Source organism: Rhizobium phaseoli (genome assembly GCF_010668805.1).
Taxonomy (GTDB): Bacteria; Pseudomonadota; Alphaproteobacteria; order Rhizobiales; family Rhizobiaceae; genus Rhizobium; species Rhizobium phaseoli_A.
Genome location: NZ_WUFT01000014.1, coordinates 134,978 through 148,470, shown reverse-complemented (window position 1 = coordinate 148,470; position 13,493 = coordinate 134,978). Strand labels below are relative to the sequence as shown.

Sequence of the window (13,493 nt, the reverse complement as noted above, 5' to 3'; positions counted from 1 at the left end):
TCTATTATTGGGCCGGCTTGTAGATCTGGTCAAATACCCCGCCGTCGCCGAAGAATTTCGGCTGTGCTTCTTTCCAGCCGCCGAAGTCGTCGATGGTCGCGAGCGTCAGCTTCGGAAAGCGGGCGATGTCGGCAGGATCGGCGGCTTCCGGCTTGATCGGCCGGTAGTAATGCTTGGCAGCGATCTTCTGGCCTTCGTCCGAATAAAGGTAGTTGAGATAGGCTTCGGCGACCTTGCGCGTGCCCTTCTTGTCGACATTGCCGTCGACGATGGCGACCGGCGGGTCGGCGCGGATCGAGAAGGTCGGCGTGACGATCTCGAACTGGTCGGGACCGAGTTCCTCGAGCGAAAGATAGGCTTCGTTTTCCCAGGCAAGCAGCACGTCGCCGAGGCCGCGCTGGACGAAGGTGGTCGTGGCGCCGCGCGCGCCGGTATCGAGAACCGGAACGTGCTGCAGCAGTTTGCCGACATAATCCTGCGCCTTGGCTTCGTCGCCGCCATTGGCCTGCTTGGCCCATGCCCAGGCGGCGAGGAAGTTCCAGCGGGCGCCGCCCGAGGTCTTCGGGTTCGGCGTGATCACCTGCACGTCGTCCTTGACCAGGTCGCCCCAATCCTTGATGCCCTTCGGGTTGCCCTTGCGGACGAGGAAGACGATCGTCGACGTATACGGCGTCGAATTATTGGGGAATTTCGTTTTCCAGTCGGCCGGGATCTTGCCGGTCGCCTTGGCAATGGCGTCGATATCGCCTTCGAGGGCCAGGGTCACGACATCGGCGTCGAGGCCGTCGATGACCGAGCGGGCCTGGGCGCCGGAACCGCCATGCGAGGCCTGGATCGTTACGGTTTCACCGCTGTCCTTTTGCCACTTGGCAGTAAAGGCAGCATTGAAATCCTTGTACAATTCGCGAGTCGGATCATAGGAAACGTTAAGCAGCGTCTGATCCGCGAAAGCAGGAGCAATGCTCCCGATCGCGAAGCTGCCCGCCATGACCGCGGCCGCTAGGAGCCGGGTGAACCGTTGTGTCTGCATGGGAACCCTCCTGTTTTCTGTCTTAACTCTATCAAGTCAGTCGTATAATGAAACAAAGGTTCTTTCGGATCCGGCCCTGCCGTTAGAATGTCATTCCATTTGAGCGGTGATTTTGAAATAGACGTGCCGAAGTTGGCCGCGGCCAATTCCGTGCCGTCGCCGCCTAACCGCGGGGCCCGTGTTTTTTTGGCCACAGTTCCTCCACGAAAGCGCCATGGTGCTGCTGATTTTTGCCCAGATTTTGCCGCGATGCCCCTTGCGGATTCCTATATGGCCCCCGTGCGGTCGTATTCTCCGACCGCTACGCGGGGGCATCCTTGAAATGCGCCTCGCATTCCAAACCTGTTAGGGCCATTCAAAATGAATATCAGAACTATCCTTTTTGCCTCCGTTGCCGCCCTTGCCGCGGCCTCCGGAGCCCGCGCAGCCGACGCCATCGTGGCGGCGGAACCCGAGCCCGTGGAATATGTTCGCGTTTGCGACGCCTACGGGACCGGCTATTTTTATATTCCGGGGACGGAAACATGCCTTTCGGTCGGCGGCTACATCCGTACCGAAGTGCGCTTCGGTGAGCAGATCTCCGGCGATTCCGACGTAAACTTCTGGACTCGCGGTCAGGTCACCTTCCAGGCCAAGAACGACACCGAGTACGGCACGCTCACCGGCGTCATCACGCTGCGTTACAATGCCGACAATGCCTCCGATCAGGAAGCTCTGCTGGATGAAGGCTATATCGACATCGCCGGCTTCCGCGTCGGTAAGCTGTACAGCTGGTGGGATGACGACATGAGTGGCGAGACCGATACGCTCGCCAGCAACGAGACGACCCACAACTCGATCCGTTATCAGTACGAGTCCGGCGCGTTCACGGCCGGCCTCTCGGTCGACGAACTGGAAGAAGATTACGCCACCAAGCCGGACGACGGCCCGAACAATTTTGGTGTCGCAGGCCAGGTCTCCTACAAGGCCGGCGCCATCAGCGCTTACCTGCTTGCCGGTTATGACACCGACACCAGCGAAGTCGCGGTTCGCGGCATCGTTTACGCCGACATCGGCCCGGGCACCCTCGGCATTGCCGGCGTGTGGGCAAGCGGCGCCAACTACTACTACGAAGAGTCCGAATGGACGATCGCAGCAGAATACGCCTTGAAGATCAACGACAAGTGGTCGGTCACCCCCGGCTTCCAATACTTCGAAAACATCGCTCTCGACGCTGACGGCAACGGCTTCAGCGGCGGCAGCGCCTACACCACCGGCGTCACGATCGACTACCGTATCGTCGACGACCTCAGGACGAAGCTCAGCGTGCAATATCACGATGAGGACGAAGGCGACGACGAAGTGTTCGGCTTCCTGCGCTTCCAGCGCGATTTCTAAGATAGCCTGATTACAGACGAGCGGGCGCGACCTTCGGGCCGCGCCTTTTTTATACCCGCGAGTCGGCGATGAAGTCGGAATAAAATTCGTCGACCGTCCGTGCCTTGCGCATGGCGGCAAGCACGCCGTCCGATTGCAGCCGCCGGGCGATGGCGGACAAAACGTTCAGATATTCGCCGCGATTGTTTTCCCCGAAAAGCAGCACGAAGGCGATGTCCGTCGCGATATCGTCGATTGCCTCGAAATCCAGCGGCTGGGCAAAGCGGAGGAGAAGGCCGCGCGGACTGGTCATGCCGTCGATCGCCGCATGCGGAATGGCGATACCGTTGCCGATGCCGGTGGAGCCGAGCTTCTCGCGCGCTTCGAGCGCCTTGAGGATGGTCTGGCCATCGACGGAGAAGGCCTTGGCCGCCTTATCCGCTATACCCTGCAGCGCGCGCCATTTCGTCGGCGCCGACACGCCGATGAAGGTGTGTTCCGGCCGGATGATGTTTGGAAGGTTCATGTCATTCTCAATACTGTTCGGGCGGCGGGAGGGAAGGGCGGTCAGTCCGGTTCCCTGAGCCGGTAGCCGACGCCGGTCTCTGTGGTGATATAGTGCGGCTGGTCGGGAATCTGCTCGACCTTTTGCCGCAGCTGCCTGATGTAGACGCGCAGATACTGCACATCCGCCGCCGGCCCCCATACCTGCTTTAGAAGAAACTGGTGTGTCAGCACCTTGCCGGCGTGTTGGGCGAGCACTCGCAGGATGTCGTATTCCTTCGGCGACAGTTTTATGTCCTGGCCGTCGACCTTGACGATGCGCTTGACCAGATCGATCGACAGTCCGCCCGTCTGAAAGATCGCCTTTTCGCCCTGCTGCTGCAGGCGGTGGCGCAGCGCCACGCGAATGCGGGCGCCGAGTTCGTTGACGCCGAAGGGTTTGCTGACGTAATCGTCCGCCCCGCTTTCCAGCGCCTTGACGATGCCGGCCTCGTCTGTGCGGCTGGACAGGATGACGATGGGCATGGAATGCCCTTGGTCGCGCCACTCCTGCAGCAGGTCGTGACCTGATGTATCGGGCAGGCCGAGGTCGAGCACGATGAGGTCGGGCATGGCGTCGGCAACTGACTGACGGGCGCTGGCGGCGTTGGCCGCCTCTTGTACTTCGTAACCCTGCGCGGTCAGGCCGACGCGGAGCAGCTTGCGGATCGGAGGCTCATCGTCGACGACGAGGATTTTGACGGTTGAACCGCTCATCAAAGTTCATCCAGTTTCGGAATGTCGTGGGGTTTCGGCAGGCGGATGGTGAAGACGGCGCCCGGACGGCCCGTCCGGTTGCCGGCGGTAATCGTGCCGCCCATCGCCTCGATAAAGCCGCGGCAGATGGAAAGGCCAAGCCCGGTGCCGGCGCGCACCTGATCGCCCTTGCGCACGCGGTAGAAGGTGTCGAACACACGGTTGAGATCGGCCGGCGGAATGCCCGGGCCTTCGTCGGAGACCTGCAGAACGACGTAATCGGCATCGGCCCAGCCTCCAATGTCGATCACCGATTCCTCGGGCGCATATTTCGCGGCATTGTCGAGCAGGTTGAACATCACCTGCTCGAACAGCACAGGATCGACACGCACCATCGGCAGGTCGGCGGGGATATGCATCTCGGTTTTATGGTGTTCGAGGATCTTTGCCGCACGGCGGAGCGCGGTGCCGGCGATATCGCCGGCATAATGCAGGGCGTGGTTCGGTTCCATCGCGCCGGATTCGATCTTGGTCATGTCGAGCAGGTTGGCGATGAAGCGGTTGAGGCGCTCGGATTCGTCGACGACAGTGGCAAGCAGGTCGCTGCGATCTTCCTCCGGCATCGAGGCGAAATAATCGCGCAGTGTGCCGGCGGCGCCGAGGATGGCGGCAAGCGGGGTCTTGAGGTCATGCGAGATCGAGGTGAGCAGCGCCGAGCGCAGCCGGTCGGCTTCGGCCGCGAGCCTTGCCCGGTCGACATCGGCGACGAGCTGGACACGTTCGATGGCAAGGGCCGCTTGGTCGGCCAGTGCATCGAGCAGCCGCTGCTGCTCCGGCGTCAGCAACGGCCCATCGCGACGGTCGCTGTCGAGGCCAATGACGCCGACCGCGGTGCGCCCGGTCCTGAGTGGCACGTAAAGGCGCTTGGCGCCGGGCAGGGTATCGGCGCCGCGGCCGGCGGCATGATTGTGCTCCCAGGCCCAGCGGGCGGCGGCGATATCGGCATCGTCGAGCGTGTCGTCGGGCGGATAACCGGCCTTGACCGCGATGCTGCCCTCCTCAGGCAGCAGCAGCACGACACGGACCTTCAGCATCGAGGCAAGCTGGAAGGCGGTCGCCCAGAGCACGTCGTCGAGCGTGCCGGTGCCGGCGAGCTTTTTCGAGAAGAGATAGAGGTCTTCGGTGGTGCGCGCCCGCTGCCTCGCGGCGGCGGCCTGGCGCTGCACGGTCGCGGTCAGATTGCTGGCGATGATGGCGACGCCGAGAAAGAAGAACAGGGCAAGCACGCTTTCCGGATCGCTGATCGTCAGCGTGTAGCGCGGCGGCAGGAAGAAGAAATTGAAGGACAGCGCGCTGAGAATGCAGCTGTAAAGCGCCGGCCGCAGGCCGTGAAGGACGGCCGAGGTCAGCACCGCCATCAAAAAGACCAGGGCGAGGTTGCGCACGTCGAGCACCTGGTCGAGCACGACGCCGACGCCGAGTGCGATGGCGACATAGGCGGTTGCCAGCAGGTAGGTTCTGAAATCCAGTGGCGGCGCGGTGGCGGCCGCCCTGACCCCGCGGGCGGTGGTGCCATCCTTCTCGCTGCCCGAGATGACATGGACGCTGATCTCGCCGGTCTTGCGGATCAGCTCGTCGGTGATCGAGCGGTTCCACCAGTCGCGCCAGGTCGGCTTTTTCGGGGCGCCGATGACAATGTGGGTGACGTTGTTGGCGGTGGCGTGGCGGACGAGTTCTTCGGCCACCTCGCGGCCGGGAAGGGTGATCGCCTCGCCGCCGAGCTGTTCGGCAAGGCGCAGGGTGGCGGCGACGGTATCGCGCTCGGCCTCGCTGAGATTGATCGAGCGGTTGGTCTCGATATAGACGGCCGCCCAGGGGGCGCGCAGCCGCGAGGCCATGCGGGCTGCGTAACGCACCAGCGAGGCGGAGCGCGGGTGGTGGTCGACCGAGACGAGGACACGTTCTCCCGCCGCCCAGGGACCCGATATGGCGTGGGCCTGCATGTGGGTCAGCAGCTGGTCGTCGACGCGCTGGGCGGTCTTGCGCAGCGCCAGTTCCCTGAGTGCCGTCAGGTTGCCGGGGGTAAAATAGTTGGTCAGCGCCCGCTCGGCGGTGCGCGGCATGTAGACCTTGCCGTCGTGCAGACGCTTGATGAGATCATCCGGCGTCAGATCGATGATCTCGACGTCATCGGCAATGTCGATGATCGAGTCCGGCACCGTCTCGCGTACGCGGATACGGGTGATCTGCGAGACGACGTCGTTCAGGCTTTCGACATGCTGGATGTTCAGCGTCGTATAGACGTCGATGCCGCGATCGAGCAATTCCCTGACATCGAGATAACGTTTCGGATGGCGGCTGCCCTCGGCATTGCTATGGGCGAGTTCGTCGACCAGCACGAGATCAGGTTTCCGGGCGAGGATGCCGTCGAGATCCATCTCCTCAAGCGCGCGGCCCTTGTAGTCGATTTCGACGCGGGGGATGATCTCGAAACCGCCGACGAGCGCCTCGGTCTCCTTGCGGCCGTGCGTCTCGACGACGCCGATGACGACATCAAGACCGTCGGCGATCTTGGCGCGGCCGGAGATCAGCATCTCGTAAGTCTTGCCGACCCCCGGGGCAGCGCCGAGAAAGATCTTCAGACGGCCGCGCGTTTCCGCCCGGGCTTTTTCGAGAAGCGCATCGGGCGATGGCCTGCCGGCCTGGTCGCGATTGTCGTCTGGCATGCGCGTGGTCTTTCCTGTCGGCGAGGCTTGCTCCACTTTCCCTCATCCCTGTGCTCGTCACAGGGATCCAGCAGCGTCGCGTCCGCGACGCTAAGGACTCTTTTCACGCGAAAGACTTCGCGTGGCTGGATTCCTGTGACGAGCAAAGGAATGAGGGCGAGGTTGTGGCCCGCCTACCTTCACTCAGTCATAGAAGCATCAAGCCGCTGATTCAACGCCAGAACATTGACGGTGGGCTCGCCGAGAAGGCCGAGCTCTCGGGCCTGGACGGCGCCGTCGACGAGCGCCTTGACCTTGGCCTCATCAAGACTTCGCGCCTTGGCGACACGGGCAACCTGGAAATAGGCCGCCTCGGGCGAAATGTCGGGATCGAGGCCGCTGCCCGACGCCGTGACGAGGTCGGCGGGCACGTCCGAATTCGGGTTATCCGCCTTGGCCGCATCGTAGTCGCTCTTGACGCGGTCGATCAGTTTCTTGCTGGTCGGGCCGAGGTTCGAGCCGCTGGAGGCGGCGGCATTATAGCCGTCGCCGGCAGCCGAGGGACGGCCGTGGAAATACCTGTCTGAGGTGAAGGCCTGGCCGATCAGTGTCGAGCCGACCACCTGGCCGTTCTTCTCGATGAGGCTGCCATTCGCCTGGGTGGGGAAGAGGGCCTGGGCCGCACCGGTCATGGCGAGCGGATAGAGAAGGCCGGTGATCGCGGTGGTGGCGACGATCATGACGACGGCCGGGCGAAGTTCTTTCAACATTGTTGTTACTCCTTGGAGTGTTCACGCGGAGACCGGTTCCGGCGAGGAACCGGGTCTTCCGCTAGGCGAGGCCGAGGGCTGCGACGGCCATGTCGATCGCCTTGATGCCGATGAAGGGGACGATGATGCCGCCGAGGCCGTAGATCAGCAGGTTGCGCGACAGCAGCGCGCCGGCGCCGATCGGGCGGTAATGCACACCCTTCAGCGACAGCGGGATCAGCGCGACGATGATCAGTGCGTTGAAGATGATCGCCGAGAGAATGGCGCTTTGCGGCGTCGAAAGCCCCATGACGTTCAGCACGCCGAGCTGCGGGTAGAAGGTCAGGAACATCGCCGGGATGATGGCGAAATACTTGGCGATGTCGTTGGCGATCGAAAACGTCGTCAGTGCGCCGCGCGTCATCAACAGCTGCTTGCCGATCTCGACGATCTCGATCAGCTTCGTCGGATCGCTATCGAGATCGACCATGTTGCCGGCCTCGCGGGCGGCGACCGTGCCGGTGTTCATGGCGACGCCGACATCGGCCTGGGCAAGCGCCGGCGCGTCGTTGGTGCCGTCGCCGCACATGGCGACGAGCTTGCCCTTGGCCTGTTCCTCGCGCATCAGCGCCAGCTTCATCTCCGGCGTCGCCTGGGCAAGGAAATCGTCGACGCCGGCCTCGGCGGCGATGGCGGCTGCCGTCAGCGGGTTGTCGCCGGTGATCATCACGGTGCGGATGCCCATGCGGCGCAGCTCCGTGAAGCGCTCGCGAATGCCGCCCTTGACGATGTCCTTCAGCTGGATGACGCCGAGCAGCCTGCCGTCGCGGGCAACGGCCAGCGGTGTGCCGCCCGATTTGGCGACCTCGTCGGCGATCGCCTGCAGTTCGCGCACGACCTCGCTGCCGTTCTTTGAAGGCGCGTCGCCATTGACATAGGTCAGCACGGCATCGACCGCACCCTTGCGGATCGAGGCGCCTTCAAGATCGACGCCGCTCATGCGGGTCTGGGCGGTGAAGGGCACGAAGGTGGCCCTGAGGCTCGCCATGTCGCGACCGCGGATCGCATATTTTTCCTTGGCAAGCACAACGATGGAGCGTCCCTCAGGCGTTTCGTCGGCCAGCGAGGCGAGCTGGGCGGCATCGGCGAGATCCTGTTCTGAAATGCCGCGAACCGGGCGGAGGCTCGTCGCCTGGCGATTACCGAGGGTGATCGTGCCCGTCTTGTCGAGCAGCAGCGTGTCGACGTCGCCGGCGGCTTCGACGGCGCGGCCGGACATGGCGAGCACGTTGAAGCGGACCAGGCGGTCCATGCCGGCAATGCCGATCGCCGACAGCAGCGCGCCGATCGTCGTCGGGATCAGGGTGACGAAGAGGGCGACGAGCACGATGATCGGGATCGAGCCGCCGGCATAGATGGCAAAGCTCGGGATCGTCGCGGTGGCGAGCACGAAGATCAGCGTCATGCCGGCCAGCAATATGTTGAGCGCGATCTCGTTCGGCGTCTTCTGGCGCTCCGCGCCTTCGACCAGCGCGATCATCCGGTCGATGAAGGTCGAGCCGGCCGCCGCGGTGATGCGCACGCGGATCCAGTCGGACAGCACCTGGGTGCCGCCGGTGACCGCCGAGCGGTCGCCTCCGGATTCGCGGATGACGGGGGCGGATTCGCCGGTGATTGCCGCCTCGTTGACCGAGGCCACCCCTTCGACGACTTCGCCGTCTGAGGGAATGATATCGCCGGCCTCGACGAGCACGAGGTCGCCGACCTTAAGGCTGGTGCCCGGCACCATGCGGTAATCGCTGCCATTATTGCCGGTCAAGAGCTTGGCCTGGGTTTCGGTGCGCGCCGTGCGCAGCGAATCCGCCTGCGCCTTGCCGCGGCCTTCGGCGACGGCTTCGGCGAAATTGGCAAACAGCACGGTAAACCAGAGCCAGAGATTGATCTGGAAGGAGAAGCCGAGATTGCCGTTGCCGGCTGCGAGGTCGCGCAGGAAAAGCACGGTGGTCAGCACCGAGACTGTGGCCACGACGAACATGACCGGGTTTCTGGCGAGTGCTCGCGGGTCGAGCTTCTTGAAAGCGGCGCCCACGGCCGGAATGAGGATGCGACTATCGACGATACTCGCGGATTTTGCCTGGCTCATAAGAGACTCCAGCTTGGAAAGAGGATGGCGAACCGGATGCCGGTCAGCCCTGTAAAATCTTGAGGATCGCCGCGCCGACGAGCAGGCCTGCCATCATCACCAGAATGATGTCGGAGGCTTGGGGCCTTGGGCCATTTCCACGGCCCGGCGTACCGGGACGTGGATGAAGAGCGCTGCGAAGCCTGTGACGGAGGATCATGGCATCACCCTCAGAAGGTCTGGCCGGCGATCGTCACCAGGTGCTCGACGACGGGGCCGAGCGCCAAGGCCGGGAAGAAGGTCAGGCCGCCGACGATCAGGATCGTGCCGACGAGCAGGCCGACGAAGAGCGGACCGTCAGTCGGGAAGGTGCCTGCCGAGGCCGGGACCGTCTTCTTGGCGATCAGCGAGCCGGCGATGGCAAGCGCCGGGATGATGACCAGGAAGCGGCCGGCGAGCATGGCGATGCCGAGCGTCACATTGTACCAGGGCGTGTTGCCTGTCAGTCCGCCGAAAGCCGAGCCGTTATTGGCCGCAGCCGAGGTATAGGCATAGAGGATTTCGGAGAAACCGTGCGGACCGGCGGTGCCGATCGAGGCGACGGCCGACGGCAGCACCGTGGCGATCGCGGTGAAAACAAGCATGGCGAGCGGCAGGCAGAGGATGGCGAGAACGGCCATCTTCATTTCTTTCGCCTCGATCTTCTTGCCGAGATATTCCGGCGTGCGGCCGACCATCAGGCCGGCAACGAAGACGGTGACGATGATGAACAGCAGGATGCCGTAGAAGCCGGCGCCGACACCGCCGACGATGACTTCGCCGAGCTGCATGTTGATCAGCGGAACGAGCCCGCCGAGCGCGGTGAACGAGCCGTGCATCGCATTGACCGCGCCGCAGGAGGCGGCGGTGGTGATGACCGCAAACAGCGAAGACAGGGCGAGGCCGAAGCGGACTTCCTTGCCTTCCATATTGCCGCCGCCAAGACCGAAGGCGTGCATCAGCGGATTGCCGGAGGCTTCCGCCCAATAGGTGACGGTGACGCCGGCGAGGAACAGCACACCCATCGTCGCAAGGATCGCCCAGCCCTGGCGCTGGTTGCCGACCATGCGGCCAAAGACGTTGGTCAGCGCCGCGCCGATCGCGAAGATCGAAACCATCTGGATGAGGTTGGAGATCGCATCGGGGTTTTCGAACGGGTGGGCTGAGTTGGCGTTGAAGAAGCCGCCGCCATTGGTGCCGAGCATCTTGATCGCAAGCTGCGAGGCGACGGGGCCGACGGCGATCGTCTGCTGCGCGCCTTCGAGCGTCGTTGCATTGACATAGGGTCCGAGCGTCTGCGGCACGCCGAGATAGACGAAGACCAGCGTCAGCACGATGCAGATCGGCAGCAGCACATAGAAGGTCGCCCTCGTCATATCGACCCAGAAATTGCCGATCGCCTTGCCCGAAGCGCGCGAGAAGGCGCGGATGAAGGCGAGCGCAATGGCCATACCCGTCGCCGCCGAGACGAAGTTCTGGACGGTGAAGCCGGCCATCTGGGTCAGATAGGACATGGTGCTTTCGCCGCCGTAGTTCTGCCAGTTGGTGTTGCTGACGAAACTGACGGCGGTGTTGAACGAAAGATGCGGCGGGACGGCCGCCATGCCGGCCGGATTATAGGGAAGGCCGGCCTGCAGGCGCAGCAGCGCATAAAGCACGATGACGCCGAGAAGGTTGAAGAGCAGCATGGCGAAGGCATAGGAGGTCCAATGCTGCTCCTCGCGCTCGCCGGTGCCGGCCATGCGGTAAAGTCCGCGTTCGATCGGAACGAGGACGGGTGAGAGGAATGTGCGCTCGCCGCTGAAGACACGCGTCATGTAACCGCCAAGCGGTTTGACGAGCACGAGGACGATCCCGCAATAAAGCAGGATCTGAAGCCATCCGTTGAGGGTCATGGAGGTAAACTTTCAATGCCGGCTGCTTGTCGGTCGCGCATGCGCGACCTCAAAAGCGCCGGTTCTCTTCAGAAGCGTTCCGGGCGAAGCAGAGCGTAGGTGAGGTAGACGGTGAGAAACACGGTCACGGCACCGCTCAAGATATAATCGAGGGTCATCGTCGTTTCTCCGTCAAAGCCTGTCGCAGGCTTTTGTGTAGGCAAAGCACAGCGCGAAAAATAGGATCGCGGTGCCAAGCAGAATGATATCCATCATGATCGTGACTCCTGTTGTTCTTGTTGGAGTCAGACAAGACAAAGGGCGCACACCTTGAGGGGTCGCCTTTCATGCTTTCTGGCGTGGAGATGATCGTTCGATCTCTCGGCGATGAATATGGAGCCGAAGGGCATAAAGGTTCGAGACGGGCAAGCGGCCGTCTATATAAAAATCTTATAAATGCTTTTCAGTGAGCGCGCTAAGGATCGACCCGGAACCGGTATTGGCCTTGGGCGCTGCGGCCGTCCACGGAGTGGACACGCCAGTCGATGGTATAGAGGCCGGGCGCCATGGCAGGGTCGAGAGGGACCTTAAAGATCGATCCTTCAGGACCGGAGAGAAATGGCTTGCCCGTCGGAAGCGCCATACCCTCAGCATCGAGCAGGATGGCCGTCGAGCGGGCAAGATCGACCGGGCCGGTGAAGGTGAGCTCGAGATTGGCGGGCACCAGCCTTTCTTCCTGCTGCGGCGGGAGCGATGCTTGTTCGAGGGCCGCAGACGCCTCACTTGCGGCAAAGAGAAGGGAGACGAACAGACAGAATGACGCGATCGACTTCATGATGGTCTTCCTTATCTTGCCGATCCGCATGTGCCCGGAGTCGTCATGCTTCCGTGGCGCTGTGCCGGCGCACGGCTAATAACGCTGCCGATGGTGATTTCGATCCCTCGTCTCGACGGCAACGCGCACTGGCTGCGGCTGCCGGCCTTTCGGCAGTGCGACAATCGGGTCCACAAGCCGGCGCCAGAATTCCCGCAATGACCTTGATATCGTCGGGCCGCAAGACCGATTTCCGCCGATATTATCGTAATCTTTCTTCATCTCTCTGCCTGCTTCCTGGACGGGATCCCGAATGAAGAATGTACTCCCCGACGGCCTCGGCTGGAATCATACAGAGGTCTTGGAAGGCAAATCTTTCGGATTAGAGCAATGGGCATTTCATCACATGTTGAGCAGAAGCTTGATCTGTACGATTGAAGTGCCGGCCCTTCCAGTCTTATAGTCGCTTCAACGTCACTCGATGAACCGAGGGGCCATAGGGAAGGAAACCGACAATGACCAAAGTCCGCGCGCTTGTCCTCGAGCGCCAGCATGAGCTTGCGCTTCGTGATATCGATCTGCCGCTCGAAACCGGCCCGGGCGAGGTGAAGATCAGGATCCATACCGTAGGTGTCTGCGGTTCCGACGTGCATTATTACACGCACGGCAAGATCGGCCCCTTCGTTGTCAATGCGCCGATGGTGCTCGGCCATGAAGCGGCAGGCACGGTGGTCGAGGTCGGGGCCGGCGTCACGCATCTGAAAGTCGGCGACCGTGTCTGCATGGAACCCGGCATTCCCGATCCGAATTCCAAGGCTAGCCGGCTCGGCATGTACAATATCGACCCGGCCGTGACCTTCTGGGCGACGCCGCCGATCCATGGCGTGCTGACGCCGGAGGTCGTGCATCCCGCCAATTATACCTTCAAGCTGCCTGACAATGTCAGCTTCGCCGAGGGCGCCATGGTCGAGCCCTTTGCCGTCGGCATGCAGGCGGCCAGCAAAGCCAAGATTACACCAGGCGATACCGCCGTCGTCCTCGGCGCCGGGCCGATCGGCACGATGGTGGCGATCGCCGCTCTTGCCGGCGGCTGCGCCCGGGCGATCGTCGCCGATCTCGCCCAGCCGAAGCTCGATATATCAGCGCAATATCAGGGCGTCATCCCGGTCAATATCCGCGAAAAGAATCTGAGCGAAGAGGTCGTCCGGCTGACCGACGGTTGGGGTGCCGACGTCGTCTTCGAATGCTCCGGCTCGCCGAAGGCCTGGGAGACGATCATGGCGCTGCCGCGCCCGGGTGGCGTCATCGTCGCCGTCGGCCTGCCGGTCAACCCGATCGGTTTCGATGTCTCGACGGCATCGACCAAGGAGATCCGTATCGAGACGGTGTTCCGCTACGCGCACCAGTATGAGCGCTCGATCGCGCTCCTGGCATCCGGCCGCGTCGATCTGAAGCCGCTGATATCCGAGACCTTCACATTCGAGGAGTCGATCAAGGCCTTCGACCGCGCTGTCGAGGCGCGGCCGAGCGACGTCAAGCTGCAGATCGTCATGGAGTAGGGCGCC

Annotated in this window: 12 protein-coding genes; 2 read left to right on the top strand and 10 right to left on the bottom strand. The window is 62.8% G+C overall.

What is annotated here, in order from left to right:
- Positions 1–4: 4 nt before the first annotated feature.
- A complete protein-coding gene (locus GR197_RS21940) occupies positions 5–1,030 on the bottom strand; it encodes a sulfate ABC transporter substrate-binding protein (protein ID WP_164013337.1) in 1,026 nt (341 codons plus the stop codon).
- 360 nt (positions 1,031–1,390) lie between these two features.
- Between GR197_RS21940 and GR197_RS21935 the strand changes: the two genes are divergently transcribed.
- The gene (locus GR197_RS21935) at positions 1,391–2,407 is read left to right on the top strand and encodes a porin (RefSeq protein WP_164013335.1); all 1,017 of its coding nucleotides are present in this window, start codon (positions 1,391–1,393) and stop codon (positions 2,405–2,407) included.
- A gap of 49 nt (positions 2,408–2,456) precedes the next feature.
- Here the strand turns inward: GR197_RS21935 and GR197_RS21930 are convergent, their stop codons facing one another.
- The 9 genes from GR197_RS21930 to GR197_RS21895 form a co-directional block, all read right to left on the bottom strand.
- The gene (locus GR197_RS21930) at positions 2,457–2,912 is read right to left on the bottom strand and encodes a PTS sugar transporter subunit IIA (RefSeq protein ID WP_164013333.1); all 456 of its coding nucleotides are present in this window, start codon (positions 2,910–2,912) and stop codon (positions 2,457–2,459) included.
- Between the two features lie 41 nt (positions 2,913–2,953).
- Positions 2,954–3,646 carry a response regulator transcription factor gene (locus GR197_RS21925; RefSeq protein WP_164013331.1) on the bottom strand — a complete coding sequence of 231 codons (693 nt, stop codon included), beginning with the start codon at positions 3,644–3,646 and terminating at the stop codon, positions 2,954–2,956.
- Positions 3,646–6,351: a sensor histidine kinase gene (locus GR197_RS21920; protein WP_164013329.1), complete on the bottom strand. Its 2,706-nt coding sequence runs from the start codon at positions 6,349–6,351 to the stop codon at positions 3,646–3,648. Before GR197_RS21920 ends, GR197_RS21925 begins: the two co-directional genes overlap by 1 nt.
- 179 nt (positions 6,352–6,530) lie before the next feature.
- Positions 6,531–7,100 carry a potassium-transporting ATPase subunit KdpC gene (gene kdpC, locus GR197_RS21915; protein WP_164013327.1) on the bottom strand — a complete coding sequence of 190 codons (570 nt, stop codon included), beginning with the start codon at positions 7,098–7,100 and terminating at the stop codon, positions 6,531–6,533.
- Positions 7,101–7,161: 61 nt separating this feature from the next.
- Complete coding sequence (kdpB, locus tag GR197_RS21910) at positions 7,162–9,222, bottom strand: potassium-transporting ATPase subunit KdpB (protein ID WP_164013325.1); 2,061 nt, start codon at positions 9,220–9,222, stop codon at positions 7,162–7,164.
- A gap of 43 nt (positions 9,223–9,265) precedes the next feature.
- On the bottom strand, positions 9,266–9,421 hold the full coding sequence (locus tag GR197_RS32080) for a hypothetical protein (RefSeq protein WP_204330329.1): 156 nt from the start codon (positions 9,419–9,421) through the stop codon (positions 9,266–9,268).
- Between the two features lie 10 nt (positions 9,422–9,431).
- Positions 9,432–11,135, bottom strand: a complete 1,704-nt coding sequence (gene kdpA / locus GR197_RS21905; RefSeq protein WP_164013324.1) for a potassium-transporting ATPase subunit KdpA — start codon at positions 11,133–11,135, stop codon at positions 9,432–9,434.
- A gap of 68 nt (positions 11,136–11,203) precedes the next feature.
- On the bottom strand, positions 11,204–11,293 hold the full coding sequence (locus tag GR197_RS21900) for a K(+)-transporting ATPase subunit F (RefSeq protein ID WP_003594574.1): 90 nt from the start codon (positions 11,291–11,293) through the stop codon (positions 11,204–11,206).
- 296 nt (positions 11,294–11,589) lie between these two features.
- Positions 11,590–11,949, bottom strand: a complete 360-nt coding sequence (locus GR197_RS21895; protein ID WP_164013322.1) for a copper resistance CopC family protein — start codon at positions 11,947–11,949, stop codon at positions 11,590–11,592.
- 494 nt (positions 11,950–12,443) lie between these two features.
- Between GR197_RS21895 and GR197_RS21890 the strand changes: the two genes are divergently transcribed.
- Entirely contained in the window at positions 12,444–13,487 is a 1,044-nt protein-coding gene (locus tag GR197_RS21890) for an NAD(P)-dependent alcohol dehydrogenase (RefSeq protein ID WP_164013320.1), read from the top strand.
- Positions 13,488–13,493 lie beyond the last annotated feature (6 nt).